Annotated in this window: 43 protein-coding genes and 1 rRNA gene; 2 read left to right on the forward strand and 42 right to left on the reverse strand. The window is 48.6% G+C overall.

Annotation, left to right across the window (positions count from 1 at the left end; genetic code table 11):
- The 3 genes from WFK81_RS29020 to WFK81_RS29030 form a co-directional block, all read right to left on the reverse strand.
- A 16S ribosomal RNA gene (locus tag WFK81_RS29020) occupies window positions 1-102 on the reverse strand; the annotation flags it as partial.
- Window positions 103-300: 198 nt separating this feature from the next.
- Window positions 301-522: a hypothetical protein gene (locus WFK81_RS29025; protein ID WP_015847185.1), complete on the reverse strand. Its 222-nt coding sequence runs from the start codon at window positions 520-522 to the stop codon at window positions 301-303.
- A gap of 135 nt (window positions 523-657) precedes the next feature.
- Complete coding sequence (locus WFK81_RS29030) at window positions 658-1,281, reverse strand: stage II sporulation protein M (RefSeq protein ID WP_336790757.1); 624 nt, start codon at window positions 1,279-1,281, stop codon at window positions 658-660.
- 121 nt (window positions 1,282-1,402) lie between these two features.
- On the opposite strand from WFK81_RS29030, the gene pdaB reads away from it, so the two are divergent.
- Window positions 1,403-2,227: a polysaccharide deacetylase family sporulation protein PdaB gene (gene pdaB, locus WFK81_RS29035; RefSeq protein ID WP_336790759.1), complete on the forward strand. Its 825-nt coding sequence runs from the start codon at window positions 1,403-1,405 to the stop codon at window positions 2,225-2,227.
- Between the two features lie 3 nt (window positions 2,228-2,230).
- Here the strand turns inward: pdaB and WFK81_RS29040 are convergent, their stop codons facing one another.
- Window positions 2,231-2,854 carry a KinB-signaling pathway activation protein gene (locus tag WFK81_RS29040; protein ID WP_336790760.1) on the reverse strand — a complete coding sequence of 208 codons (624 nt, stop codon included), beginning with the start codon at window positions 2,852-2,854 and terminating at the stop codon, window positions 2,231-2,233.
- A gap of 185 nt (window positions 2,855-3,039) precedes the next feature.
- On the opposite strand from WFK81_RS29040, the gene gerD reads away from it, so the two are divergent.
- Window positions 3,040-3,750 carry a spore germination lipoprotein GerD gene (gene gerD, locus WFK81_RS29045; protein WP_336790761.1) on the forward strand — a complete coding sequence of 237 codons (711 nt, stop codon included), beginning with the start codon at window positions 3,040-3,042 and terminating at the stop codon, window positions 3,748-3,750.
- A gap of 79 nt (window positions 3,751-3,829) precedes the next feature.
- Here gerD and WFK81_RS29050 read toward each other — a convergent pair whose 3' ends face one another.
- From WFK81_RS29050 to rpsJ, 38 genes are all read right to left on the reverse strand, one after another.
- Entirely contained in the window at window positions 3,830-4,924 is a 1,095-nt protein-coding gene (locus tag WFK81_RS29050) for an Mrp/NBP35 family ATP-binding protein (protein ID WP_336790763.1), read from the reverse strand.
- 98 nt (window positions 4,925-5,022) lie between these two features.
- Window positions 5,023-5,829 carry an N-acetylmuramoyl-L-alanine amidase CwlD gene (gene cwlD / locus WFK81_RS29055; RefSeq protein ID WP_336790765.1) on the reverse strand — a complete coding sequence of 269 codons (807 nt, stop codon included), beginning with the start codon at window positions 5,827-5,829 and terminating at the stop codon, window positions 5,023-5,025.
- A gap of 110 nt (window positions 5,830-5,939) precedes the next feature.
- Window positions 5,940-7,109: a sulfate adenylyltransferase gene (sat, locus tag WFK81_RS29060; protein WP_336790766.1), complete on the reverse strand. Its 1,170-nt coding sequence runs from the start codon at window positions 7,107-7,109 to the stop codon at window positions 5,940-5,942.
- Window positions 7,110-7,171: 62 nt separating this feature from the next.
- Complete coding sequence (locus tag WFK81_RS29065) at window positions 7,172-7,867, reverse strand: phosphoadenylyl-sulfate reductase (protein ID WP_336790829.1); 696 nt, start codon at window positions 7,865-7,867, stop codon at window positions 7,172-7,174.
- A 198-nt stretch (window positions 7,868-8,065) separates the two neighbouring features.
- A complete protein-coding gene (gene rpsI / locus WFK81_RS29070) occupies window positions 8,066-8,458 on the reverse strand; it encodes a 30S ribosomal protein S9 (protein WP_015847193.1) in 393 nt (130 codons plus the stop codon).
- Window positions 8,459-8,476: 18 nt separating this feature from the next.
- Window positions 8,477-8,914 carry a 50S ribosomal protein L13 gene (rplM, locus tag WFK81_RS29075; RefSeq protein WP_127497518.1) on the reverse strand — a complete coding sequence of 146 codons (438 nt, stop codon included), beginning with the start codon at window positions 8,912-8,914 and terminating at the stop codon, window positions 8,477-8,479.
- A 198-nt stretch (window positions 8,915-9,112) separates the two neighbouring features.
- Entirely contained in the window at window positions 9,113-9,859 is a 747-nt protein-coding gene (gene truA, locus WFK81_RS29080; RefSeq protein WP_336790769.1) for a tRNA pseudouridine(38-40) synthase TruA, read from the reverse strand.
- 425 nt (window positions 9,860-10,284) lie between these two features.
- Entirely contained in the window at window positions 10,285-10,650 is a 366-nt protein-coding gene (rplQ, locus tag WFK81_RS29085; RefSeq protein ID WP_091190749.1) for a 50S ribosomal protein L17, read from the reverse strand.
- Between the two features lie 48 nt (window positions 10,651-10,698).
- The gene (locus tag WFK81_RS29090; protein ID WP_015847197.1) at window positions 10,699-11,643 is read right to left on the reverse strand and encodes a DNA-directed RNA polymerase subunit alpha; all 945 of its coding nucleotides are present in this window, start codon (window positions 11,641-11,643) and stop codon (window positions 10,699-10,701) included.
- 126 nt (window positions 11,644-11,769) lie between these two features.
- Window positions 11,770-12,165 (reverse strand): 30S ribosomal protein S11, encoded by a 396-nt coding sequence (rpsK, locus tag WFK81_RS29095; RefSeq protein ID WP_015847198.1) that lies wholly within the window; start codon window positions 12,163-12,165, stop codon window positions 11,770-11,772.
- Between the two features lie 20 nt (window positions 12,166-12,185).
- Window positions 12,186-12,554 carry a 30S ribosomal protein S13 gene (gene rpsM / locus WFK81_RS29100; RefSeq protein WP_015847199.1) on the reverse strand — a complete coding sequence of 123 codons (369 nt, stop codon included), beginning with the start codon at window positions 12,552-12,554 and terminating at the stop codon, window positions 12,186-12,188.
- An 18-nt stretch (window positions 12,555-12,572) separates the two neighbouring features.
- Complete coding sequence (gene rpmJ, locus WFK81_RS29105; protein WP_003333770.1) at window positions 12,573-12,686, reverse strand: 50S ribosomal protein L36; 114 nt, start codon at window positions 12,684-12,686, stop codon at window positions 12,573-12,575.
- A gap of 44 nt (window positions 12,687-12,730) precedes the next feature.
- Complete coding sequence (infA, locus tag WFK81_RS29110; protein WP_015847200.1) at window positions 12,731-12,946, reverse strand: translation initiation factor IF-1; 216 nt, start codon at window positions 12,944-12,946, stop codon at window positions 12,731-12,733.
- A 2-nt stretch (window positions 12,947-12,948) separates the two neighbouring features.
- The gene (locus WFK81_RS29115; RefSeq protein ID WP_336790771.1) at window positions 12,949-13,230 is read right to left on the reverse strand and encodes a KOW domain-containing RNA-binding protein; all 282 of its coding nucleotides are present in this window, start codon (window positions 13,228-13,230) and stop codon (window positions 12,949-12,951) included.
- A gap of 6 nt (window positions 13,231-13,236) precedes the next feature.
- Window positions 13,237-13,995: a type I methionyl aminopeptidase gene (gene map, locus WFK81_RS29120; RefSeq protein WP_336790773.1), complete on the reverse strand. Its 759-nt coding sequence runs from the start codon at window positions 13,993-13,995 to the stop codon at window positions 13,237-13,239.
- Window positions 13,995-14,645 (reverse strand): adenylate kinase, encoded by a 651-nt coding sequence (locus WFK81_RS29125; protein ID WP_336790775.1) that lies wholly within the window; start codon window positions 14,643-14,645, stop codon window positions 13,995-13,997. Before WFK81_RS29125 ends, map begins: the two co-directional genes overlap by 1 nt.
- Before the next feature lie 89 nt (window positions 14,646-14,734).
- Entirely contained in the window at window positions 14,735-16,036 is a 1,302-nt protein-coding gene (gene secY, locus WFK81_RS29130) for a preprotein translocase subunit SecY (RefSeq protein WP_336790777.1), read from the reverse strand.
- Window positions 16,037-16,477 (reverse strand): 50S ribosomal protein L15, encoded by a 441-nt coding sequence (gene rplO / locus WFK81_RS29135; RefSeq protein WP_015847205.1) that lies wholly within the window; start codon window positions 16,475-16,477, stop codon window positions 16,037-16,039. It abuts the gene before it with no gap.
- A gap of 44 nt (window positions 16,478-16,521) precedes the next feature.
- Window positions 16,522-16,701: a 50S ribosomal protein L30 gene (gene rpmD, locus WFK81_RS29140; RefSeq protein ID WP_015847206.1), complete on the reverse strand. Its 180-nt coding sequence runs from the start codon at window positions 16,699-16,701 to the stop codon at window positions 16,522-16,524.
- 13 nt (window positions 16,702-16,714) lie between these two features.
- Window positions 16,715-17,212 carry a 30S ribosomal protein S5 gene (gene rpsE / locus WFK81_RS29145; RefSeq protein WP_015847207.1) on the reverse strand — a complete coding sequence of 166 codons (498 nt, stop codon included), beginning with the start codon at window positions 17,210-17,212 and terminating at the stop codon, window positions 16,715-16,717.
- A gap of 30 nt (window positions 17,213-17,242) precedes the next feature.
- Complete coding sequence (gene rplR / locus WFK81_RS29150) at window positions 17,243-17,611, reverse strand: 50S ribosomal protein L18 (RefSeq protein ID WP_132313336.1); 369 nt, start codon at window positions 17,609-17,611, stop codon at window positions 17,243-17,245.
- Window positions 17,612-17,672: 61 nt separating this feature from the next.
- A complete protein-coding gene (gene rplF / locus WFK81_RS29155) occupies window positions 17,673-18,215 on the reverse strand; it encodes a 50S ribosomal protein L6 (protein ID WP_336790780.1) in 543 nt (180 codons plus the stop codon).
- Window positions 18,216-18,245: 30 nt separating this feature from the next.
- Window positions 18,246-18,644: a 30S ribosomal protein S8 gene (gene rpsH, locus WFK81_RS29160; protein ID WP_015847210.1), complete on the reverse strand. Its 399-nt coding sequence runs from the start codon at window positions 18,642-18,644 to the stop codon at window positions 18,246-18,248.
- Between the two features lie 31 nt (window positions 18,645-18,675).
- Entirely contained in the window at window positions 18,676-18,861 is a 186-nt protein-coding gene (locus tag WFK81_RS29165; protein WP_015847211.1) for a type Z 30S ribosomal protein S14, read from the reverse strand.
- Window positions 18,862-18,887: 26 nt separating this feature from the next.
- Window positions 18,888-19,430: a 50S ribosomal protein L5 gene (gene rplE / locus WFK81_RS29170; protein ID WP_091190722.1), complete on the reverse strand. Its 543-nt coding sequence runs from the start codon at window positions 19,428-19,430 to the stop codon at window positions 18,888-18,890.
- Window positions 19,431-19,461: 31 nt separating this feature from the next.
- Window positions 19,462-19,815 (reverse strand): 50S ribosomal protein L24, encoded by a 354-nt coding sequence (rplX, locus tag WFK81_RS29175; RefSeq protein ID WP_336790782.1) that lies wholly within the window; start codon window positions 19,813-19,815, stop codon window positions 19,462-19,464.
- 69 nt (window positions 19,816-19,884) lie between these two features.
- Window positions 19,885-20,253 carry a 50S ribosomal protein L14 gene (gene rplN / locus WFK81_RS29180; protein WP_015847214.1) on the reverse strand — a complete coding sequence of 123 codons (369 nt, stop codon included), beginning with the start codon at window positions 20,251-20,253 and terminating at the stop codon, window positions 19,885-19,887.
- A gap of 48 nt (window positions 20,254-20,301) precedes the next feature.
- Window positions 20,302-20,565 (reverse strand): 30S ribosomal protein S17, encoded by a 264-nt coding sequence (gene rpsQ / locus WFK81_RS29185; protein WP_015847215.1) that lies wholly within the window; start codon window positions 20,563-20,565, stop codon window positions 20,302-20,304.
- 51 nt (window positions 20,566-20,616) lie between these two features.
- On the reverse strand, window positions 20,617-20,817 hold the full coding sequence (gene rpmC, locus WFK81_RS29190) for a 50S ribosomal protein L29 (protein ID WP_091190718.1): 201 nt from the start codon (window positions 20,815-20,817) through the stop codon (window positions 20,617-20,619).
- Window positions 20,807-21,241: a 50S ribosomal protein L16 gene (gene rplP, locus WFK81_RS29195; RefSeq protein WP_015847217.1), complete on the reverse strand. Its 435-nt coding sequence runs from the start codon at window positions 21,239-21,241 to the stop codon at window positions 20,807-20,809. The genes rpmC and rplP overlap by 11 nt, the downstream gene beginning before the upstream one ends.
- 2 nt (window positions 21,242-21,243) lie before the next feature.
- Window positions 21,244-21,906: a 30S ribosomal protein S3 gene (rpsC, locus tag WFK81_RS29200; RefSeq protein WP_015847218.1), complete on the reverse strand. Its 663-nt coding sequence runs from the start codon at window positions 21,904-21,906 to the stop codon at window positions 21,244-21,246.
- A gap of 13 nt (window positions 21,907-21,919) precedes the next feature.
- Window positions 21,920-22,255 carry a 50S ribosomal protein L22 gene (rplV, locus tag WFK81_RS29205; protein WP_015847219.1) on the reverse strand — a complete coding sequence of 112 codons (336 nt, stop codon included), beginning with the start codon at window positions 22,253-22,255 and terminating at the stop codon, window positions 21,920-21,922.
- A gap of 42 nt (window positions 22,256-22,297) precedes the next feature.
- Complete coding sequence (gene rpsS / locus WFK81_RS29210) at window positions 22,298-22,576, reverse strand: 30S ribosomal protein S19 (protein WP_156284261.1); 279 nt, start codon at window positions 22,574-22,576, stop codon at window positions 22,298-22,300.
- A gap of 66 nt (window positions 22,577-22,642) precedes the next feature.
- Window positions 22,643-23,473, reverse strand: coding sequence for a 50S ribosomal protein L2 (gene rplB, locus WFK81_RS29215; RefSeq protein ID WP_336790787.1), 831 nt, complete (start codon window positions 23,471-23,473; stop codon window positions 22,643-22,645).
- 17 nt (window positions 23,474-23,490) lie between these two features.
- The gene (gene rplW / locus WFK81_RS29220) at window positions 23,491-23,784 is read right to left on the reverse strand and encodes a 50S ribosomal protein L23 (RefSeq protein ID WP_127497493.1); all 294 of its coding nucleotides are present in this window, start codon (window positions 23,782-23,784) and stop codon (window positions 23,491-23,493) included.
- On the reverse strand, window positions 23,784-24,407 hold the full coding sequence (rplD, locus tag WFK81_RS29225; protein WP_015847223.1) for a 50S ribosomal protein L4: 624 nt from the start codon (window positions 24,405-24,407) through the stop codon (window positions 23,784-23,786). Before rplD ends, rplW begins: the two co-directional genes overlap by 1 nt.
- Before the next feature lie 27 nt (window positions 24,408-24,434).
- A complete protein-coding gene (gene rplC / locus WFK81_RS29230; protein ID WP_015847224.1) occupies window positions 24,435-25,058 on the reverse strand; it encodes a 50S ribosomal protein L3 in 624 nt (207 codons plus the stop codon).
- Window positions 25,059-25,097: 39 nt separating this feature from the next.
- Window positions 25,098-25,406 carry a 30S ribosomal protein S10 gene (rpsJ, locus tag WFK81_RS29235; protein ID WP_005544556.1) on the reverse strand — a complete coding sequence of 103 codons (309 nt, stop codon included), beginning with the start codon at window positions 25,404-25,406 and terminating at the stop codon, window positions 25,098-25,100.
- Window positions 25,407-25,653 lie beyond the last annotated feature (247 nt).

Here is a 25,653-nt window from a genome sequence, read left to right on the forward strand (position 1 = left end):
CCGTCCGCCGCTAACTTTACCCGAAGGCAAAGTCCGCTCGACTTGCATGTATTAGGCACGCCGCCAGCGTTCGTCCTGAGCCAGGATCAAACTCTCCATTAAAGTGTTTGACTTGCTCATTCATTTAAAAAATCGCTTTTCCGTTATAAATAACGGGGCAGTTTCGCTCGTTGTTCAGTTTTCAAAGAACAATTTGTTTTTCGCGTCGTTCGCGTTTATCTCAGCGGCGACAAGAGATAATATATCATGGACGTCTATAGGATTGCAACCCTTTTTTAAAACTTTTTTTACTGGATTTTTCTACCTGTAATTGCGCACATTTAACGCATACCGGGACAGCTCTTTCGGGGATGCAATGCGGGCATACATACGGAAGATGATTTTGTACCGTCTCGTTATGGCTTGCTTAATATCACCGTCTAACCGATTGTCATTCAGATCAAGCAGCATCTCATCTAATTCTTTGCGCAGGACGTAGTCGAGTTCTTTGCATTCTTTGTCGTTGAATAGAATTCCTAGCATAACTAATGTGCGCCCTCCTAAGCTGTATTGGCCCTGCAGCTAAGTTTTGCTGCGGCAATCGAAAGCAAAAGCGGCGTCTTGCGATTACGCATCACGACGCCGCCTTACTGTTATGCTCAATTAATCGGAAAAATATTACAACGAACTTACCCAAACGCTAACCGTACTTTCTATAACCGCCGCAACAAGCAATGCCACCGTTAGTATAACGACCACCGGAACGGATCTGATCATGAAATACTCGATCTCCCGTCCGGATTTGCCCGCTTCCTTCCCCGGAATAACGATCCTCCCTATTGCCTTGAGCAAAAGAACGCCAAACTTCATCCCGTAAGCACACGCTACTACGATCGCCGGAATTTCAATAATACCGTGAGGCAGCAGCCCCAATACAACCGTAAGCATGTCTCCCGTCCCCTGCGTCTGTGCCACATGCTGCAGCAAGAAGCCTACAACCATGCCATTAAGAACGAGGAAGAAAATCGGGATGATCCCGAAGAGCGCCCCTATATAAATAATGAAGATGGACTTGATTGCATTGTTTAAAAAGATAAAGACCATAAAGGCAAGCGTCGGATTCTCCGTTTGATCCAGAGTTTGGGCCACATTGCCGAGTGCCTTCAGCTGCTGCTCGAGATAATCGCTGAATGCGCTGTTGGTACCTCCGACGACAAGTCCGGCAAAAAACAAAATGAATCCAAACGCGATGTAGGGATTCATGATTTTGAAATGAGCTTTTATTTCTGACCAGCGAAACATGCCTCTTCTCTCCTTTGTAACTTCTTTATGAATTGGTTTGAACAAGCATGAATATCTTGGATGTGTACGAGCATAGGATTGTACTAGAACAAGCTTCCAATAGAAAGGAGAGCCTTAACAGATGAACTTTTTCTATGTACTGAACGGACGAAAATTAAAACGCAACTTCCTTCTTGTTCTCGCACTCGTCTTCTCTGTAGGGGTTATTTACGCAGAAAGAGACAACATCACGGTATTCTCACCACAGCAGCCGGCCGCTATATACAGTGTCCCTACGGATAAGAAGGTCGTAGCCCTGACATTCGACATTAGCTGGGGGGACAAGCGTACCGAACCGATTCTGAAGGTGCTGAAAGACAAAGGGGTTACGCAGGCAACCTTCTTCCTGTCTTCCCCTTGGAGCCAATCGCATCCCGACATTGTCAAAGACATCGTGAACGACGGCTTCGAGATCGGCAGCCATGGACACAAGCATGATAACTACAGCAAACTTAGCGACGAAGAGATCCGCACGCAAATTACAACCGCCCATACGATCCTTACCGACCTGACCGGCAAGCAGCCGAACCTGATCCGCCTCCCTAACGGAGATTTCGACAAACGCGTGCTCCGTATAGCGGAAGAACTGAACTACAAAGTCATCCAATGGGATACCGACTCGATGGATTGGCTGAACATTGGAACGGATAAGATAATCAACCGTGTCGTCAGCCGTGCCCATAACGGCGACATTATTCTTATGCACGCCAGCGATTCGGTGAAACAAACGCATGAAGCGCTGCCCGTCATCATCGATGAGCTTCGCGCAAAAGGTTATGAATTCGTTACCGTATCGGAGCTGATTAATCAAACCGAGTCGGAAGGCCATGCGGTGCAGGACAAAACGTCCTCTCTTACGATGCTTGGACTCGATAACGCTATGGCAGCTGCGGATACTGGCTATTGATTATTACGCGACCGGCTTTGCAGATGTTGCAGAGTCGGTTGTTGTATTTTTTTGAAGCAAGCGGTGCAGCATGAGGATTTGGTAAGCATTGCAGACAAACAAAGGGATAATCATAAAGACGATAGCCGAAATGTTGGTATCTCCTTGCAGTGCAGGCCATGCTTCCACGAAGGTAACGAAGAACATCAAAAACGCGGTTGGTACAAACGCGCTTGGTTTTGTTTGCTTGACTTTGACGTATGCCACGCCCAAGGAGCAGATTAAAAGGGCAAGCGGCAGTACCCAGAAGAACCATTCGTTGGTCCGCTGTTCATAAAGCATATAGCCAAGGCCAAATACGGCAAACAGCGTTGTATAGCCCTGTAGAGCGTTCCAAAGATAACTTTTGCGGAAAATGCTTAATGCAATGTAATTCAAGGTCAGATAAGCAAAGAACCCCATCTGGCTGAATGCCCCTATCAATAAGCCGACCATCGCCATCATAAAGGCGTTGAATCCGGCTGCCTCAAGCCCCATAAATCCGAAGGACTGGTCCGTCCATTGCATGATCGATCCGCTGACGACTGTCACTACAGCCCCGACGGCCATGCAGGTCCAAAAAAGAAAAAACCATCTTTTCAAATTCATAATTCCGTTATCCTCCTTCATGTTCGGCGAGGGTCGTGCCATTGTAAGCACTTACCTGTACCATCCATTATTTTACCACGTTCGTCATAAAAAGCTAACTATGAAGCCATGATAATCCCGTGAACTTTAACGCATACTACGTTTAAATTCAGCAATGGTAATCATAGAAGGGAGATCGTGGGAACATGCGCGTGCGATTGGCTTTATTAACGGCGCTTTCCGCCCTAACATTTGTATTAACAAGCTGCGGTGCGGAATCCTCGGGAGGCAGTAACCAGCAGCTCAGCTACAAGGATATGAAGTCGATGGTTATTGACATCCTGAAAACCGAGGATGCCCAAAAAGCCTTGCAGGAATCCGCCCAGCAAATGTCCGGTTACAGCGGCAGCGGCACGAAGCTGTTGTCGGTACAGGATCAAGAGCAGGTACGTCTTGCCGTAAAAGATGTAATGGTTTCTCCGGAATACGATAAGGTTATCCGAACATTAATGACGGACACGCGTTTTGCCGGTGAATTTGCCAAGGCGGTAAACAAGCAGAACAAGGACATTCACAAGGAACTGATGAAGGATCCGACGTACCAGGAGCAAATGGTGAAAGCGTTGAAAACGCCTGAAATGGACAAAATGATCCTCGAAGTGCTGCAAAGCACGCAATATAAAAAGCAGGTTATGTCCCTGATGCAGGAATCGATGCAGAACCCCCTCTTCCGACTGGAAGTGCTTGATCTGATGAAAAAGGCCGTGCAAGAAGAGTTGAAACCAAAGCCGGATGAAAAAGTGGATAAAAAATCGCAAGAAGGCGGCGGTGGCGGTGACGAAGGCTCCTCTGACGGAGAAAAACAAGGCGGTGAAGGAGGCGGCGGCGAAGGCGAAGGCGACGGTTCTTCGACTTAACCGTACTCTATAGGCTTAAAAAAAGCCCGGTCCGGGTCGAGAGTTCCCTCTCTTCCCCGTCCGGGCTTTATTTATGGCATTAACGGCCGCATTTTTGAATGACTCGCTCGGCCATATTCAGATACAGCGCGCCTGTCTCGGTCTCGGCTTTGTATACCGAAGGCGAGAAATCCGGCTCCGAAATGTGATTATCCGGCTGTCCAAGCGGAATCTGAGCCAGCAGTTCTGCATGCAGCGACTCCGCAAGACGGGCGCCGCCGCCGCGTCCAAAGATGTATTCCGGCTCGCCGCATTTGCTGCATTTGTAATAGGACATGTTCTCCACCACGCCAATAATCTCGTGCTCGGTCTTGATGGCCATCGCACCGGCACGGGCAGCTACAAATGCTGCAGTAGCGTGAGGAGTCGTTACGATAATTTCTTTGCTTTGCGGGATAATCTGATGGACGTCGAGCGCCACATCGCCCGTACCCGGAGGCAGGTCAAGCAGCAGGTAATCCAGCTCGCCCCACTCGATCTCGGCAAAGAAATTGCGGAGCATCTTGCCCAGCATCGGTCCGCGCCATACGATCGGACTGTTGTCTTCAACAAAAAAGCCCATCGACATGACTTTGACGCCGTAACGTTCGATTGGGATAACGCGCTCGTTCACGATCTCGGGGCGAGTCTCAATGCCCATCATATCGGGCACGCTGAAGCCGTAAATATCCGCGTCGATGATGCCGACGCGTTTGCCTTTGCGGGCTAAGGCGACCGCGAGATTGACGGTCACCGTCGATTTGCCGACGCCGCCCTTGCCGCTGGCGACGGCGATGAATTGAGTGCCGCTGCCAGATGCAAGCAGCGGGCTGTCGATTCCGGCCCCGTGACCTTGTACGGGGCCCTTTGCCGCAGCCGGCTGGGCTTTGCCGCCGGCTTGTCCTTGCGGCGCGGCAGCTGCGCCTGCGCCGCCCTCCAGCGCGCGAAACCGGCAATGCACGGTTTCGGCGCCAGCCCGCGCGAGCGCTTCGCGCAGCGCGGTTTCCAGCGAGGGACGAATGTCCTCGCTGGCCGTCAGGACCGTCATCGATACTTGACGGTCCTTCACGACAACATCGCGGACGGTAACGGAGTCCGCGTTATATTGGGCCGTCACAGAACCGACGGCTTCCAGAGCTTGTTCACGTGTCAACATGAATGAGTCCCACCTTTATGTAAGAGAGTAGTTGTAGGTTTAAGCGTAAATAGTAGCTGCTTATTTAAAATGATTATAACATATTAAGCGGAACAAGGTTAATTCGCCGGTTCAGCCTCCAAGTCCGAGGCAGCATCGGTCGCCGTACCCGTACTCAGCTTTTCCCCTGATGAGTAACGGAGAATGCCCTGATAGATCGAAGCGGCCACCTGGCGCTGGTAATTCGAATCGGCCAGACGCGCGGCCTCACCCGGGTTGGACAGGAATCCGACTTCAACAAGTGCCGTAGGAATGTCATCCAACGCTTTAAGAAGGTACACGTTATTTTTATCCTTTATCGCAACCCGGCTCGTGTTCTCCAGATTGCGCCGGATCTCGTTTTGTATAAACGTGGCGAGCACCTGGTTGTCCGGATGATTAGCAGGGTTAAAAAACGTTTGAGCTCCTGACCATTTTGCAGAAGGAATACTGTTCATATGAATGCTGACAACAAGGCATGGCTTACTTTCCTTGATGTTGGCCACACGCTTCAGCAAGTCCTCCGTCTTGCGCTTGGCATATCCCTTCGTATCCTGCCCTGCGAGATCATAATCCCCTTCCCTGGTAAGCAGCACAATAGCTCCTGCCTGCTGCAGATAATCTCTGAGGTACAGCGCAATCGCGAGGTTCAAATCCTTTTCCACTATCCCTTCCTTGCTTACCGCACCGCCGTCCACGCCACCGTGACCCGCATCAATGGCAATTGTTTTCCCCGATAAAGGCAGCGTCCAGTAACTCCAGGTCCGAGATACAGGCTCGCCCCCTTGTGTAAGTAATATCCAGGTCAACACAAGCGCCGCCATGCCGCCCGCGATGCGGAGCGCTCCCTTATAGGTCATCCAGACGACTAAACGTTTTCGGCGCATAATAAAACCACCCCGTTCCCATACAAATGATCTCTTTATCATTTATATGGGACGAGGTGGTTGTTTATGATGGCCAAGCCGCAGTTAGACTGGTTGCTTAACCTTATTAATTAAAATGAAGCCGACTGCTGTGCCATTCCTTCAATCAGAATCTTCGCGACTTCCGGACGGGAAAATTCCGGAGGCGGGCAAACGCCGTTCCGCAGCAACGCGCGAACTTTCGTACCCGACAGCGTCAGGCGGTCTTCCTTGCCATGCGGGCAAGTTTTCGTAGTCGCCATGTTGCTGCATTTCGTGCAAAAGAAGCTGTGCTCGAAGTATAGAGGCGTAATGCCAAGATCCTTGGCAGGGATGGTTTTAATCAGCTCCTGCGCTTCGTAAGTTCCATAGTAGTCGCCCACACCTGCGTGGTCGCGGCCTACGATGAAGTGGCTGCAGCCATAGTTCTTGCGAACAAGCGCATGGAAGATCGCTTCCCGAGGGCCTGCGTAACGCATAGCCGCCGGGAACACGCCTAATAATACGCGGTCTTGCGGATAGTAGTTCTCCAGCAGAGTCAGATAGCTCTTCATTCGCACGTTCGCGGGAACGTCATCGGATTTGGTCTCGCCAACAAGCGGGTTCAGGAAGAGAGCGTCAACGATTTCCATGGCTGTCTTCTGAATATATTCGTGCGCACGGTGAACCGGGTTGCGCGTTTGGAAGCCAACAACCGTTTTCCAGCCTTTTTCGGCGAAAATACGGCGAGTTTCCGATGGATCGAAGTAAAACTCTTCGAATTTCTCGGGCTGCGGGCGGTTCAGAACCGTAATGGCGCCGCCAACGTAAGTAGATGGACGGGAAAGCAGCTTTTGAACGCCTGGATGCGCCGAATCGTCCGTTTTGAATACGTTAATTGCTTCTACCTTCTGATCAACGTTGTAGATGCTTTCTACGTTGATAATCGCGTAAGTCACGCCGTCTTCGCCAACAAGGGCAGCACGGGTGCCTGTTTGCAGCTCGGCGGCCTTTGCTTCTTCTACAGCGAGTGTAATCGGAATGCTCCATACCGTGCCGTCAGCAAGACGCAAACGTTCAACAACCGAACGGTAGTCTTCTTCGTTCATGAAGCCGGTCAGAGGCGAGAATGCCCCGACAGCAATCAGATCAAGATCAGATACCGTCCAGTTATTAATTACGATCGTATTCAAAAACTTGGCTTCATTCAAAAACGCCTCACGCTGCTCGCCGGTAGCGAGACGATTAACGAGCTCGCCGCCATGCGGTGAAATCTGACTCATAGCTTTTAGCCTCCTTGGGTAAGCGACCCCAAATTGCCGGCTGTTTCATGTGCTGAACGATCTTATTTATGCAGACCGCATTCGGTTTTCTCTTGACCGGACCAACGTCCTGCTCGAGGGTCTTCGCCAGGCATAACTTGGCGCGTGCAATACTCGCAGCCAATGCTTGGGTAGTTGTTGTCATGCAGCGGGTTGTAGATCACATCGTTCTCACGGATGTAATTCCATACGTCTTCCGAAGTCCAACCGGCAATTGGATTGAATTTAATCAAACCGAATTTAGTATCATATTCAACTTTCTTCGCATTGGCGCGTGTTGGAGCTTGGTCGCGTCGAATACCCGTAATCCAGGCATCGTATTTAGACAGGATTCTTGTCAGCGGCTCAACCTTCCGGATGTTGCAGCAAGCGTTAGCGTCGGATTTCCACAATTCAGGACCATGCTGCTCTGCTTGCTCTTCCGGGGTGATTAGCGGTTTAACTTCAACAAATGGAATACCTGGGTAACGCTCTACCATGCGGTCGCGAGTCTCATACGTTTCTTTAAAGTGGAAGTCTGTATCCAAGTAGAAAATATCTGTCTTCGGGCTGATTTTTTGCAGCATGTCGACCAGTACGACATCTTCCGCGCCAAAGCTGCATGCAAACGTAATTTTAGGGAAAGCTTCAACTGCATAGGCCAAAATTTCTTGTGGCGTTGCATTTTCAAGCTCTTCGGCTTTTTGTTTAACCAATGCTTCTTTCTCGAACAAGTTCATGGTTTTACCCTCCATTTGTAATTCCAAGTAAATTCATATGCTATTAAATAAAGTATACGTTCTAATGGGTTAAGGATCAATAATAAGTTTTCACCAAAATGAAATAAAGTTATGCCGGCAGATTCGCTTGTACAGGCACCTTTTGAAAAAATAAAAAAACACCCTCTCTGCATGCAGAGAAGGTGTTTGATCCCGATATTAACGTTTCGAGAACTGTGGCGCGCGACGAGCAGCTTTGAGACCGTATTTTTTACGTTCTTTCATGCGTGGGTCACGAGTCAGGAAGCCAGCACGTTTCAGAGCTGGACGGAACTCAGGGTCTGCTTTAAGCAGAGCGCGGGAGATACCGTGGCGGATAGCGCCAGCTTGACCGGACATACCGCCGCCGTTAGCGATAACGATAACGTCGTAGTTATTCAAAGTTTCAGTCAGAACCAATGGCTGCTTAACGATCAGCTTCAAAGTTTCCAGACCAAAGTATTCGTTCAGGTCGCGTTTATTAACAATGATTCGTCCTTCACCCGGCACCAGACGTACACGTGCAACAGAGTGTTTACGACGACCGGTTCCATAGTATTGTACTTGTGCCATGAAACTGTCCTCCCCTTATTAGCCGCGAAGTTCGTAAACTTCTGGATTTTGTGCTTGATGCGGATGCTCCGAACCAGCGTATGCTTTAAGTCTAAGCTTCATTGCGTTACCTTGGCGAGTTTTTGGCAACATGCCGTGAACAGCCAGCTCGATAGCGCGGTCAGCTTTTTTAGCGATCATTTCGTGAGCTGGCGTTACTTTCAAACCGCCAGAGTAGCCCGAGTGACGATAGTACATTTTGTTTTGCATTTTCTTACCAGTCAGAACGATTTTCTCAGCGTTGATTACGATAACGAAGTCACCAGTATCAACGTGAGGAGTAAATTGCGGTTTGTGCTTGCCGCGGATCAGGCTAGCAGCTTCAGTAGCCAGACGGCCAAGCGTTTTACCAGCAGCATCGATGATGTGCCATTTACGCTCAACTTCATTAGGCTTAGCCATATACGTAGTACGCATGGATGATCCTCCTTATTTCCATTACAGTTAAAGTTTTATTAAACAACGTTTCAGAACGTAATTTACATTTGTTAATTTCAGGTATTGCATGCCAAGTTTGTGTCAGTCTCAGTCGGGGCTGTGGGATAGCCACTAAGAAAGCACAAGTTATATTCTACTATAGATAATGGCCTAAATCAAGAAGTTATTAAATGTAAATTACATTTCTTCCGGATACTCTACCTTCATAAGCATCAACCCGTGAGGCATCGCCGTAGGGCCGGCCAAAGAACGCTTGCGGCCTTCCAATATGCGCGCCATATCTTCCGGCTTCAGCTTTCCGTGGCCGACGTGAAGCAGCGTGCCCATCACGATTCTGATCATGTTATAGAGAAACCCGTTGCCTGTCATATACATATGGAGCATTTGCCCTTCACGCTCGAGATAAGCCTCGTAGATAGTCCGAACATGATGCGGCTTAGTCGAGTGTATGGACGTAAATGAAGTGAAGTCATGTTCCCCCACAAGGAAGCTAAGCCCCTTCTGCATGGCTTCAACATTAAGCGGTGTAGGATGATGGAACGCATAGCGGCGATAGAACACATCCGGAAACTTCCCCATATCAATCGTATAGCGATATGTCTTCCGCTTTGCAGAACGCCGGGAGTGAAAGGCTTCCGGCACTTCATGCGCTTCGAGAATAACGATATCCTTCGGCAGGCGCGTATTCAAGGCAATGGCCCAACGCTCCGCCGGAATCGTGGATTCCGTCAGAAAGTTGAACACTTGTCCCATAGCATGCACGCCGGCATCCGTTCTGCCCGAACCGAGAATAATAATATCCTCGCCGGTCAGCTTCTTGATGGCCAGTTCGATTTCCTGCTGGATGGTCCGTCCGTACGGCTGAGATTGGAACCCGTTAAAGTCCGTCCCGTCGTAGCTTACCGTCACTGCTATATTCCTCATCCTTCATCACTTCCCCATCCGTTAACAACACACGTAATTAACATTCAATCCCCTTAATCATTCAAAAGGGTGTCCCTTTTCGGCCTCATTTTTTATTGCCTAGCACGAAGTATGTGCTTCACTGGCGGCGTGCGCGGAATAAAAGGTTTTGACCGAAGAAGCAAGTGAATGCTTCCGAAGCAGCTTTCTTGCAGAAAGCTTTTAAGCGTTCGCCTTTGTTCCCGGATTTCAACCGCTTAAGCGAGTTGTTAGAAGAAATCCGGGAACAACAGCGATCGAGGCAAAACCTTTTATGCAGCGCAGTCATTCGCCAGTGTAGCCTGCCTTCGATGCAGGCAATAAAAAAAGGTGGCCTCAAGGGTCCACCCTTTCTCACCGCGAAACGTAGCTCAACCGCTTAGAGCGGCGAGCCGATTACGCTTGTGTTACGCACGGTCAACCAGTTCCAGGTACACCATAGGCGCAGCGTCGCCACGGCGAGGTCCCAGTTTCAAAATCCGTGTGTATCCGCCCGCACGTTCCGAGTAACGGGTGGCCAGCTCGGAGAACAGCTTTTGGATTGCATCTTGCTCTCCATCAACAGTTTCACGACGAACGTATGCAGCTACTTGACGACGAGCGTGCAAGTCACCTTTTTTCGCTTTCGTGATCAGCTTTTCAGCGATAGAACGAACCTCTTTCGCTTTAGCTTCTGTTGTTTGAATGCGCTCATACAGGAACAGGTCAGTAACGAGGTCACGGAACAATGCTTTCCGCGCGCTAGCGTCACGGCCCAATTTTTGATATGCCATCTTGTTTTCCCCTCCCTTGCCTATAGTCTGTTCTAGATGTTCAAGCTACTACTCTTCCATGCGCAGGCCAAGACCCAGCTCTTCCAGCTTCTCTTGAACTTCCTCGAGGGATTTACGGCCCAGGTTACGAACCTTCATCATGTCCTCTTCGGATTTCGTAATCAGCTCTTGAACGGTGTTAATGCCTGCACGTTTCAAGCAGTTGTAGGAACGAACAGACAGATCCAGTTCTTCGATTGTCATCTCCAGAACTTTCTCTTTCTTGTCCTCTTCCTTCTCGACCATGATTTCCGCGTCTTTGGCTTCATCGGTCAATCCGACGAACAGGTCCAAATGCTCTGTCAAAATTTTAGCGCCAAGGCTTACAGCCTCTTCCGGTCTAATACTGCCGTCAGTCCATACTTCAAGCGTAAGCTTGTCGTAGTTGGTTACTTGACCAACGCGGGTATTTTCAACGCTGTAATTGACACGGGTAATTGGCGTGTAAATCGAATCAACGGGAATAACCCCAATCGGTTGATCGTCCCGTTTGTTACGGTCCGCTTGGACGTAACCACGTCCGCGATTGGCAAAAATTCGCAAATGGAGCCGCGCGCCGGAGGCCAAGGTTGCGATGTGAAGATCAGGGTTCAAAATCTCGACATCGCTGTCAGCTCGAATATCCCCTGCCGTAACGATTCCTTCGCCTTCAGCGTCGATTTCCAACACCTTTTCTTCATCGGAGTGGATTTTCAACGAGAGGCCTTTCAAGTTCAGAATGATCTCAGTTACGTCCTCGATCACTCCAGGAACCGTAGAGAACTCGTGAAGCACTCCGTCGATCTGAACAGATGTTACTGCCGCACCTGGCAGCGATGACAACAAAATTCGGCGAAGCGAATTTCCAAGCGTCGTGCCATATCCACGCTCGAGCGGTTCTACTACGAAACGCCCGTATGTTCCATCCTCATTCAAATCTACGGTCTCGATTTTCGGCTTTTCGATCTCAATCACTAATAGTACCCTCCTTCAAACGTCGCTCCGTTACCATTCGTATTGTTTAGTCAAATCTCGTAGTATGCCAAACCTTCACAACCATTATTCACAAGTTGTTGTTATTTGATACCACAGCGGATCCAACTATACGCGACGACGTTTCGGCGGACGGCATCCGTTGTGAGGAACTGGCGTTACGTCTTTAATCAGGTTAACTTCCAGACCAGCTGCTTGAAGCGAACGAATCGCTGCTTCGCGGCCTGCGCCAGGACCTTTAACCATAACCTCAACAGCTTTCATGCCATGCTCCATCGCTGCTTTAGCTGCTGCTTCAGCTGCCATTTGCGCTGCGAAAGGCGTGGATTTACGCGAACCCTTGAAGCCCAGGTTACCGGAGCTTGCCCAAGAGATTGCGTTGCCATGAGGGTCAGTGATCGTTACGATCGTGTTATTGAATGTCGAACGGATGTGTGCTACGCCCGACTCAATATTTTTCCGGTCACGACGTTTTGTACGAACGACTTTTTTAGGTTTAGCCATTGCCCTATTTCACCCCTTTATTATTTCTTCTTGTTAGCTACAGTCCGACGAGGACCTTTACGCGTACGCGCATTTGTTTTCGTACGTTGACCGCGAACTGGCAAGCCACGACGATGACGAACGCCACGGTAGCAGCCGATCTCAATCAGACGTTTAATGTTAAGCGAAATCTCACGACGAAGGTCGCCTTCCACTTTAACGGATTTGTCAATTGCTTCGCGCAATTTAGCGAGTTCGTCTTCTGTCAGATCGCGAACGCGAGTATCAGGGTTCACGCCAGTAGAAGCCAGAATCTTTTGCGAAGTTGTTTTGCCAATACCGAAAATGTACGTCAGGGCGATTTCAACGCGTTTATCACGCGGAATATCTACACCAGCAATACGTGCCATAAGCCATTGTCCCTCCTTTTATCCTTGTTTTTGTTTGTGTTTCGGATTTTCACAAATTACCATAACGTTGCCTTTGCGACGAATGACTTTGCATTTTTCGCAAATCGGCTTTACCGAAGGTCTAACCTTCATTGTGAATTACCTCCCGAATCCTTCGAGAGCAAACCGCGAGCGGCCTACTTCCGATAGGTGATGCGCCCTCTTGATAAATCATAAGGCGATAACTGTATAACCACTTTGTCCCCAGTCAGAATACGAATGAAATGCATTCTGAGTTTACCGGAAACATGTGCGAGAATTTGATGACCGTTCTCCAGCTCCACCTTGAACATGGCATTCGGCAGCGGTTCGATTACCGTACCTTCGACCTCAATGACGTCTTCCTTAGCCACCGTCATTCTCCTTTCGCATGTGCGTACTTCTGAATCACATAACGTAACTTGGCATTGGTCACCCTGCCCGTTTCAAGCAAGCTGCTTGTAACTTCGCTGCTTATAGCGGGTTGTAACTCGAGATGCAGAACGTTCTTTTTCTTCGGTTGATCAAACCTGCGTTTATCGCCATCGACGATCATTACGAAGCGTTCGTCAACAATTTCAATAATAACAGCATAGCTGTTCTCATCTTTGCCCCGAAGCACCTTAACGATTTGACCGATTTGCGGTTGCTTATCCATAACAGATTACACCGACTTCGGTAGTTTCGTCAAAATTTCGAATCCGTCCTCCGTTACGGCAACCGTGTGCTCGAAGTGAGCGCACCAAGAGCCGTCTTCCGTTACGACCGTCCAATTGTCTTCAAGCGTGCGAACGTAACGTTCGCCGATGTTGACCATAGGCTCGATGCAAAGCACCATTCCTGGCTTAAGACGCGGCCCGCGATCCGGAATGCCGTAATTCGGAATTTGCGGTTCCTCATGGAGGTCCTTGCCAATACCGTGTCCGACAAATTCCCGTACAATCGAAAAGCCCGCCGCTTCGGCAACCTGTTGAACCGCATGCGATATTGTAAATAAACGAACATCTGGGCGGATCAGATTAATCCCTGCGTACAGAGACTCTTCCGTCACCTCAAGCAACCGCTTGACTTCATCCGATACGTTGCCGACCGGATAGGTCCAGGCCGAGTCGCCATGATAGCCTTTGTATTGCGCTCCAATGTCGATGCTTATAATATCGCCTTCGTTCAACTTACGAGGTCCGGGAAAACCGTGTACCAGCTCGTCATTTACAGAAGCGCAAATGCTGGCAGGAAAACCATTGTAACCTTTGAAGGATGGCTCAGCGCCTTGACTGCGGATGTACGCCTCGGCCAGCTGATCGAGCTCCTGGGTCGTAACCCCGGGCTTTACCGCTTCGGCCATAATCCTGTGCGTCTCCGCTACAATGCGGCCGGCTTCCCTCATATATCGCAGCTCCGAATCGGATTTGCAAATGATCATTACAATGAACCTCGCAAGCAGGAAACAATCTCGGCCGTAACCGTATCGATTTCCTTCTCGCCGTCGACTTCGCGAAGTAGACCTTTACCGTTGTAGTAGTCAAGAAGCGGCGCGGTTTTCGAGATATACTCGTCAAGACGCGTTCCGACTTTCTCTTCCGTGTCATCCGACCGTTGGTACAATTCGCCGCCGCATTTGTCGCAGACGCCTTCTTGTTTCGGTGGGTTGAACATTACATGGTATGTCGATCCGCAAGCTTTACAAATGCGTCTGCCAGTCAGACGGGCAAGCAGCAAGCCGCGGTCAACTTTCAAATTAACAACATGGTCAATGCTGCGGTTCAGTTCGGTAAGCATAACATCAAGCGCTTCGGCTTGCTGCAGCGTACGCGGAAAACCGTCAAGCAAGAAACCTTTATTGCAATCGTCTTGAGCAAGACGTTCTTTGACAATACCGTTCGTAATCTCATCAGGAACAAGCAAGCCTTGATCGACATACTCTTTCGCTTTAAGACCGAGCGGAGTCCCCTGTTTCATCGCAAGACGGAAAGCATCGCCTGTCGAGATGTGCGGAATGCCAAACTCGTCAACGATACGTTCTGCTTGCGTCCCTTTACCGGCCCCCGGAGGACCCATGAATAAAATGTTCATTCATTCTTCCTCGCTTTAAGCACAATAGGCTCGTGCGGGTTCCGTCCATCGCGCCTGCGACGTTACGGAATCCCGGTCGGAACCTATTGTTATTTATTGATAAACCCTTTGTAATGGCGTTTTATCAACTGGCTCTCGATTTGCTTCATCGTATCAAGTGCAACACCGATAACGATCAGAAGCGAGGTACCGCCAAGTCTTACCGAAGCAGGCAATCCGGCGACTTCGCCGAATACCACTGGCAACAAGGAGATAACGGCCAGGAAAATCGCACCCGTCAGCGTAATCCGCGACAATACGCGAGTCAAATAAGAGGATGTTGGTTTACCAGGACGAATGCCCGGAATGTAACCGCCATTCTTCTTCATCTGATCCGCCATTTGAACCGGATTGATCTGTACGAATGTATAGAAGAACGTGAACCCGATAATCAGCAGAACATACAGTACCATGCCAAGCGGCTGTGTGTACGTCAGGTTATGCATGATCCAATCTGCCCAAGCGGCACCAGACCAGAACTGTGCGATTGTTGCCGGGAACATCAATAACGAAATGGCGAAAATGACCGGAATAACACCTGCACCGTTCACTTTCATTGGTATGTGAGTCGATTGACCGCCATACATTTTCCGACCAACTACGCGTTTAGCGTATTGAACCGGAATCTTACGGATACCTTGTTGTACGAAGATTACCCCTACAATAATCAGAACAATCGCCACTGCGATCAGTACAACTTTGCCGATGCTCCAGAACAGATTGCCATCTTGCGATGCGAATTCTGTCGAGTAGATCGTACGAATATGTTGCGGAATGCTTGCTGCGATAGCGGCAAAGATCAGAATCGAGATACCGTTACCGATACCGCGCTCCGTAATTTGTTCGCCAAGCCACATCAGGAATGATACGCCCGCTGTCAGAACGAGAGCGATGAGCAAGTAATCTACAAATGTCGCATTTGGAACCATCTTATAGCTGTATTGACGATTGAAGCCGATTGCTGTTGCAAAACCTTGCAATAAACCAAGGATTACCGTGCCGTAACGTGTAATCTGCGCGAGCTTTTTCTTCCCGTTCTCGCCTTCTTTCGCCCATTCCGCGAATTTAGGGATAACGTCCATTGATAACAGCTGTACGATGATCGAGGCCGTAATGTATGGAGCGATACCAATCGCGAAAATGGAGAAGTGGTACAGCGCACCGCCGGAGAACGTGTTAAGCAAACCGAACAGATTTACACCGGATTGGTCAACCTGTTTGAATACATCTTTGTCAACGCCTGGCGCCGGAATAAAAGCTCCGATGCGATAAACAAGCAGTATGAAAAGGGTGAAAAGGATCCGCTTGCGCAAATCCGCCACTTTCCAAATGTTGGACACGGTGTTAAACAATTAGATCACCTCGGTTTTACCGCCGGCAGCCTGGATTTTCTCTACCGCAGATTGAGAGAACTTGTTTGCTTTTACAGTCAATTGAACCTTAACTTCGCCATTACCCAAGATCTTAATGCCCGCCAAAGGATTTTTGATGATCCCTTGCTCAAGAAGAACTTCTGGAGTAACTTCGGAACCTGCTGCAAATTTGTTCAGCTCTTCAATGTTAACGATAGCGTACTCAGTGCGGAAACGGTTATTGAAACCGCGTTTCGGCAAACGACGGTACAATGGGTTTTGGCCACCCTCGAAACCAGGGCGTACACCGCCGCCGGAACGAGCGTTCTGACCTTTATGACCCTTACCAGAAGTTTTACCGTTACCGGAGCCAATACCGCGACCTTTGCGCTTAGCCACTTGCGTGGAGCCTGGTGCTGGTGCGAGTTCATGCAATTTCATCGTTCTTGCACCTCCTTATTTATTTCTTATAGCAAGCAAGTTGCTTACACTTCTTCTACTTTGATCAAGTGGCTTACGGCATTAATCATGCCGCGAACAGCCGGGCTGTCGTTCAAAACAACGGATTGGTGAATTTTCTTCAAGCCGAAGGATTCAACAGTCGCGCGTTGTTTTTCGTTACGGCCGATCACACTGCGAACGAGGGTGATTTGCAATTTTGCCATCCTATTCCCCTCCTTAACCTAACAGCTCTTCGACAGTTTTTCCACGAAGCTTCGCAACATCTTCCGCGCGCTTCAGGCGGGAAAGACCTTCAAGCGTTGCGTTAACCATATTCATGGAGTTCGAAGAACCAAGGGATTTCGTCAGGATATCGCCTACACCAGCCAGTTCGAGTACTGCACGAACAGGACCGCCGGCGATAACACCTGTACCTTTGGAAGCCGGTTTCAGGAGAACTTCACCTGCACCGAAATGTCCAACTACAAGATGTGGAATTGTTGTTCCTACGAGTGGAACGTGGATCAGGTTTTTCTTAGCGTCTTCGATACCTTTGCGAATCGCATCAGGTACTTCGCCCGCTTTACCGATCCCTGCGCCTACGTAGCCTTTGCCGTCGCCGACAACTACGAGTGCACTAAAGCTGAAACGACGTCCGCCTTTAACAACTTTAGCAACGCGGTTGATGTGGACAACTTTTTCAGTCAGTTCTAACGTATTTGGATCTACACGCAAGTCGATTAACCTCCTTATAAGTAAATTCGACTAGAATTCCAGACCAGCTTCGCGTGCTGCTTCAGCAAGCGCCTGAATTCTGCCATGATACAAGTAACCACCACGGTCAAATACGATTTGGGATACCCCTTTCGCTTGAGCGCGTTTTGCAATCAATTCTCCAACTTTACGAGCAGCTTCTACGCTGCCGCCGTTGCCGATTGCTTCTGCCAGTTCTTTATCCACTGTGGATGCGGATGCAAGCGTTACGCCTTGTACGTCATCGATCAATTGAGCATAGATATGCTTCGACGAACGGAATACAGAGAGACGTGGACGAGCTACCGTTCCGTTGATTTTTTTACGAACACGCAAGTGTCTTTTCAGACGAGCCTTGTTTTTATCGCCTTTCGTAATCATTCAAGGTTCACTCCTTTCCTTCTGCCTTATACCGCTATTTTAAGCAGCCCAATCAGACTGCTTATTTCTTCTTACCAGCTTTACCTTCTTTGCGGATGATGCGTTCGCCTTCGTACTTGATACCTTTGCCTTTATAAGGCTCTGGTTCACGTACGGAACGGATTTGAGCAGCAACAGCGCCTACGCGCTCTTTGTCGATACCGCGAACAGTGATTTTCGTGTTCGCAGGAACTTCGAACTCAATACCGGCTTCAGGTGCAATCTCCACTGGGTGGGAATAACCAACGTTAAGAACAATCTTATCGCCAGTTTTGTTCGCACGGTAACCTACGCCTACCAGCTCCAAGTTTTTCGAGAAGCCTTCAGTAACGCCGCTCACCATGTTAGCGATGACGCTGCGAGTTGTTCCGTGCAAGGAACGATGCAATTTATTATCGGAAGGACGTTCGACTACGATCTCATTCTCCGCAACGTTCACTTTCATATCCTTGTGAATTTCACGGGAAAGGGATCCTTTCGGTCCTTTTACAGTAATAACCGAGTTGTCCAGGCTGATGCTTACGCCAGCTGGCACTGTGATCGGTTTGCGACCAATACGGGACATTGTTACACCTCCAATCTTGTGACTAGTTAATTACCAAACGTAGCAAACGACTTCGCCGCCTGCTTTGCCTTGGCGTGCTTCTTTATCGGTCATAACCCCTTTGGATGTGGAAATGATAGCAATTCCCAGACCACCCAAAACGCGTGGGATTTCAGTCGATTTTGTGTATACGCGCAGACCTGGTTTAGAAATACGTTTCAGACCAGTGATAACGCGCTCTTGGTTAGGGCCGTATTTCAAGAAAATACGGATAATCCCTTGTTTGTTGTCTTCGATATATTCAGCATCGCGGATGAAGCCCTCGCGTTTCAGAATTTCTGCGATTTGCTTCTTAACTTTCGAAGCGGGCAATTCCACGGTTTCGTGACGAACAACATTCGCGTTGCGAATGCGCGTCAGCATATCTGCAATCGGATCAGACATAACCATTTGTGTTAACCTCCTTCCCGAACTAGGCTGATTACCAGCTTGCTTTTTTAACGCCAGGAATCTGGCCTTTGTATGCTAATTCGCGGAAACAAATCCGGCAAATTTTAAACTTTTGCAAAACAGAGTGCGGACGGCCGCAACGTTCACAGCGCGTATAGGCACGCACTTGGAATTTCGGTGTACGTTGTTGCTTCACTTTCATCGAAGTTTTTGCCACTTGGTATTACACCTCCTAAAAGTGGATTACTTCGCGAACGGCATGCCCATTTGGGTGAGCAGTTCACGAGATTCTTCGTCCGTTTTTGCCGTCGTGACGATGACGATGTCCATACCACGAACTTTATCAACTTTATCATACTCGATCTCTGGGAAGATGAGTTGCTCTTTCAGGCCAAGCGTATAGTTACCGCGACCGTCGAATGCTTTCGTCGATACACCACGGAAGTCACGTACGCGTGGAAGCGAGATGTTGAACAGCTTGTCAAGGAAGTAGTACATGCGCTCGCCGCGCAGTGTTACTTTAACCCCGATTGGCATGTTCTCACGAAGTTTAAAGCCCGCGATGGACTTCTTCGCACGAGTTACAACCGGCTTTTGACCGGAGATTTGACGAAGCTCGTCGACAGCGACATCAAGCACTTTGGAGTTAGCAACCGCTTCGCCAACACCCATGTTGATGACAACTTTCTCGATCTTCGGCACTTGCATTACAGTCGTATAGTTAAACTTCTGCATCAATGCAGGCGTAATTTCGTTAAGAAATTTATCTTTCAATCTTGCTGCCATTTTTTATGGACCTCCTTTCCTACAGTAACGATTAGTCGATCACTTCGCCGGAACGTTTTGCGTACCGGACTTTTTTGCCGTTGTCCAGCACTTTGTATCCGATACGAGTAACGTTACCGCTCTTCGGATCAATGTGCATCACGTTGGAAACGTGAATTGGAGCTTCTTGCTCGATAATTCCGCCTTGTGGATTCACTTGGGACGGACGAGTGTGCTTTTTAACAAAGTTCACGCCTTCTACGAGTACGCGGTTTTCACGCGGATACGCAGCGATAACACGGCCTTTTTTGCCTTTGTCCTTACCGGAGATGACGATTACCGTGTCGTCTTTTTTAACGTGCAGCTTGTTGTTGTGCGATTCAAGAATCTTTTTCAGTCTTGGCATTGATTACACCTCCTGCTCACTAAGCTTTCAGGCTATATCGCGATCCCCGTTATGCACAGGGCACTTGTCTTAGATAACCTCTGGTGCAAGCGATACGATTTTCATGAAATCTTTATCGCGAAGCTCACGGGCAACAGGTCCAAAAATACGAGTACCGCGCGGGCTCTTATCTTCTTTAACGATTACAGCTGCGTTCTCATCGAATGCGATGTAAGAACCGTCTTTACGACGAACTGCACGCTTCGTACGAACGATAACCGCTTTAACAACGTCACCTTTTTTGACAACGCCGCCTGGTGTTGCTTGTTTTACAGAGCACACGATCAGGTCACCGATAGCGCCTACGCGACGGCCAGTACCGCCAAGAACACGGATACACATCAGTTCTTTAGCTCCGGAGTTGTCAGCAACACGCAAACGAGTAAATGGTTGAATCATCTCAACGTCCTCCTTCCGGGAAAATGCTCATTCACTGATTATAACATCTTAAAGGACAACTGCCACTTCAACAACTTCTACCAGTCTGAAGCGTTTGTCTTTCGAAAGTGGACGAGTCTCCATGATTTTCACGATATCGCCAATTTTCGCTTGATTGTTCTCATCATGCGCTTTGAACTTTTTCGTGTATTTGATGCGTTTATGGTACAAATCGTGTTTTTTGTATGTTTCAACGGCAACAACGATTGTTTTATCCATTTTATCGCTAACGACTTTACCGATTTGAACTTTGCGGGCATTACGTTCGCTCATGTTCTTCCTCCTTCCTTAAACCTTGGTAACCCTAAGTCAAGGACAGCTAAATTAGCTGCTGATACCGAGTTGTCTTTCATGCAAAATGGTTTTAGCGCGAGCGATATTCTTGCGCACGTCACGAATACGTGTCGGGCTTTCCAGTTGGCCTGTAGCCAGTTGGAAACGAAGGTTGAAAAGCTCTTCTTTAAAACCAGCGATTTTTTGTTCAATCTCAGCAGAGGTTAGGTTGCGAAATTCACTAGCTTTCATTTGCTTCACCACCTACTTCTTCGCGTTTCACGAACTTCGTTTTGATCGGCAGTTTGTGGGACGCGAGGCGCATCGCTTCACGAGCGACTTCTTCGGAAACACCAGCGAGTTCGAACATGATCTTGCCTGGTTTCACGACTGCAACCCATTTCTCAACGTTACCTTTACCGCTACCCATCCGAACTTCGAGAGGCTTTTGAGTGATCGGTTTATGAGGGAAGATTTTAATCCACACTTTACCGCCACGTTTGATATAACGAGTCATTGCGATACGAGCCGCTTCGATTTGGCGGTTCGTAATCCAAGTTGGTTCAAGAGCTTGCAAGCCGTATTCGCCGAAAGCTACTTCAGTGCCGCCTTTAGCGCGACCTCTCATATTTCCGCGTTGTTGCTTACGGTGTTTGACACGTTTAGGTACCAACATGATTAGTTGCCTCCTTCCTGGGGAGCTTTCTTCTTAGCTGGAAGGACTTCGCCGCGATAGATCCATACTTTTACGCCGATACGGCCGTAAGTTGTATGTGCTTCAGCTGTGCCGTAGTCGATGTCTGCGCGCAGTGTATGAAGCGGTACTGTACCTTCGCTGTAGCCTTCCGAACGAGCAATTTCAGCACCGCCGAGACGACCGCTGACAGCAGTCTTAATCCCTTTAGCGCCTGCACGCATCGAACGTTGGATCGCTTGTTTCAAAGCACGACGGAAAGAAACACGACGCTCCAGTTGTTGCGCGATGCTTTCAGCTACGAGAATAGCGTCCAGATCTGCTTGTTTGATTTCGGAAATGTTAATGTGAACTTTTTTGCCTTTAGTGATTTTGCCAAGCTCCGTACGAAGGCTTTCTACTTCAGAACCGCCTTTGCCGATAACCATGCCTGGCTTAGCAGTGTTAATCGTTACGTTAACGCGGTTAGCCGCGCGCTCGATCTCGATGTGGGATACTGCCGCATCCTTCAGTTTGTTCTTCAGGTATTCACGAATTTTCACGTCTTCCAACAGAAGATCGCCGAAGTCTTTGCCAGCGTACCATTTGGATTCCCAATCACGGATAATCCCGATACGAAGACCGACCGGATTTACCTTTTGACCCACACGTTATCCCTCCTTATTTTTCAGATACAACCAATGTGATGTGGCTGGTTCTTTTGTTGATCCGGCTTGCGCGTCCCATTGCACGAGGGCGGAAACGTTTCATTGTCGGACCTTGGTTCACGAATGCTTGCGTGATAACCAGTTTGTTCACGTCCAATTGGTAGTTATGCTCAGCGTTAGCAATAGCAGAGTTCAGCAACTTCTCCAGGATTGGGGAAGCAGATTTCGGTGTATGACGCAAAATCGCGATCGCTTCACCTACTTGCTTGCCACGGATCAAGTCCGCAACCAGCTGTGCTTTACGAGGAGCAATGCGTACGAAATTAGCGTGCGCTTTAGCTTCTGGCATGGATGAACCTCCTCTCATACATTAAAAAATAATTCAGGCAGATTATCTTCTACCTGTCTTCTTGTCATCGTCATGGCCTTTGTAGGTACGAGTCGGTGCAAACTCACCGAACTTGTGTCCAACCATATCTTCCGTAACATAAACCGGCACATGCTTGCGGCCGTCATAGACTGCAATGGTGTGACCGATGAATTGCGGGAAAATTGTCGAGCGACGGGACCAAGTCTTGATAACGACTTTTTTGTTCGTTTCGTTCAATTCCTCGACCTTTTTGAGCAGGTGGCCGTCAATAAACGGACCTTTTTTCAAACTGCGACCCATTTGGAGTCCTCCCTTCGCGGAAACGTAGCGCGACCGTTAGTCACGCAGCTTGCAAACAAGCGATTATTACTTCGTGCGACGACGAATAATATATTGGCTCGATGCTTTTTTCTTCTTGCGTGTTTTGTAACCAAGAGTCGGTTTGCCCCAAGGAGACATAGGGGATTTACGACCGATTGGAGCACGGCCTTCACCACCACCGTGTGGGTGATCGTTCGGGTTCATTACTACGCCGCGAACTTCAGGACGTTTGCCCATCCAACGGGAACGGCCAGCTTTACCGATTTTCACGAGTTCGTGATCTTCGTTGCCAACGGAACCGATTGTTGCACGGCAAGTGCTCAGGATACGACGAACTTCGCCGGAGGACAGACGGATCGATACATAGTCGCCTTCTTTACCAAGAAGTTGAGCTTCTGTACCAGCCGCGCGAACCAATTGTCCGCCTTTGCCTGGTTTCAGTTCGATGTTGTGGATAACTGTACCCACTGGAATGTTGATAAGTGGCAAAGCGTTACCGATTTTGATGTCAGCATCAGGACCGGAAACAACTTGATCGCCGACTTTCAGACCTTTCGGTGCGATGATGTAAGCTTTCTCACCATCAACGTAGTGGATCAGAGCGATGTTGGAAGTACGGTTCGGATCGTATTCGACCGAAGCAACTTTACCTACAACACCATCTTTCGTACGTTTGAAGTCGATGATACGGTATTTACGTTTATGTCCGCCGCCATGGTGACGAACTGTAATTTTACCTTGGTTATTACGACCAGCTTTTTTGAAAAGCGGAGCAAGCAAGGATTTCTCCGGTGTGCTTGTTGTGATCTCTTCAAAAGTCGAAACGGACATGTTACGACGAGCCGGGGACGTCGGTTTATACTTTTTGATTGGCACTGTGTTTCCCTCCTTTTCTATACAGACGTTTCAAAGAATTCGAGTTCTTTGCTGTCAGCGCTCAGCTGAACGATTGCTTTTTTCCAATCTGGACGGTAGCCGTTGTACTTGCCGTAACGCTTCGGCTTACCTGCAACACGCATTGTATTAACGCTCGTTACTTTTACTTTAAAGATTTGCTCGATAGCATCTTTAATTTCGGTTTTGTTCGCACGAAGGTCAACTTCGAATACGTAGCGTTTAACCGCCATGAAGTCGCTAGTGCGCTCCGTAATAACAGGGCGTTTGATAATATCGCGAGGATTTTTCATTATGCAAACACCTCCTGTACTTTCTCTACCGCTTCTTTCGTGATGATGAGCTTGTCATGCACCAATACGTCCAGAACATTAATGCCGTCAGCAGCGACGAATTTCACGCCTGGGATATTGCGAGCGGACAATGCTACATTGTCATCATAAGCCGGCAAAACAACGAGTGCTTTGCGATCAGCTTTCAGGTTGTTCAAGATTGCTGCGAATTCCTTCGTTTTAGGAGCCGCGAATGTCAATTGATCAAGAACGACAATCTCGTTAGCGATCACTTTGGAAGACAATGCGGATTTAATCGCCAGACGGCGAACCTTCTTAGGAAGTTTAAAGCCATAAGAGCGCGGAGTCGGTCCAAATACTGTACCGCCGCCAACCCATTGTGGCGAACGAATGCTACCTTGACGAGCACGGCCAGTACCTTTTTGTTTCCAAGGCTTACGACCGCCGCCGCGTACTTCAGAGCGTCCTTTTGTTTTATGCGTGCCTGCACGTTCAGCAGCTTGCTGAAGCAGTACAGCGCTATGCAGAACATGAGAGTTAGGCTCAATACCGAATACGCTGTCCGCCAATTCGATTTCACCAACTTCAGAGCCACTCACGTTAAATACTGTAACTTTAGGCATTTCTTGTTCCTCCTTTCTTGTAAGCAATTAGTTCTTAACTGTTTGTTTCACTTTAACGAAACCGTTTTTAGGACCTGGAATGGAGCCTTTAACAAGGATCACATTGCGCTCAGCGTCTACACGGATAATTTCGAGTTTTTGGATCGTAACTGTCTCATGACCCATGTGACCAGGAAGGTGTTTGCCTTTTGGTACGCGGTTCGCTTGAATCGAACCCATGGAACCAGGACCACGATGGTAACGGGAACCGTGAGCCATAGGACCCGTGCTTTGTCCCCAACGTTTGATAACGCCGGCGAAGCCTTTACCTTTCGAAATACCTGTTACGTCAACAAACTCGCCCTCTGCGAACAAATCAGCCTTCACTTCTTGGCCAACTTCATATTCGCCCAAGTTAATTCCGCGAATTTCACGAACGTAGCGCTTAGGAGCTGTGTTAGCTTTCTTTGCGTGGCCGATTTCCGGCTTGATCGCTCTAGCTTCTTTCTTATCGGAGAAACCGAATTGTACGGCTTCATAACCATCGTTCTCTTGATCTTTCTTCTGGAGAACTACACAAGGACCAGCTTCGATAACCGTTACAGGAACGACATTACCTTCAGCGGTAAACACTTGCGTCATACCAAGTTTTTTCCCTAAGATACCTTTCATGTTGACACCTCTTTTCCTTTCAATGATCAGCTATGCTTATTACAGTTTGATTTCGATATCTACACCGGATGGTAAATCCAGGCGCATCAACGCATCAACCGTTTGCGGCGTTGGGTTAACAATATCGATCAAGCGTTTATGTGTACGCATTTCGAATTGCTCCCGGGAATCCTTGTACTTGTGCACCGCACGGAGAATAGTGATGATTTGCTTTTCCGTAGGAAGCGGAATCGGCCCGGATACGCCTGCACCGGAACGTTTTGCTGTTTCCACGATTTTCTCAGCGGATTGATCAAGAATTCTGTGATCGTATGCTTTCAAGCGAATACGAATCTTTTGCTTTGCCATATAAGTCCCTCCTTCTATCGCCCAATTTCTTATCGGACATACTCCGTGAGAAAACCCGGCACATGCCCCATGGCAAAGGGGCCGGGTGTGTCGGCAACCTCTCACATCATCGCAACGTCACAGACCAACAGTCAATATTATACCGAAACAGCTGGGCAAATGCAAGGGAAAGTTATATCTTTTCCTATCTTTACTCAGCTTGGTGCAACAACGATTTATGTTCGACTTTCCCGCGTCCGCCGCCTGG

The sequence above is a fragment of the Paenibacillus sp. MMO-177 genome, from assembly GCF_037147795.1.
Classification (GTDB): domain Bacteria; phylum Bacillota; class Bacilli; order Paenibacillales; family Paenibacillaceae; genus Pristimantibacillus.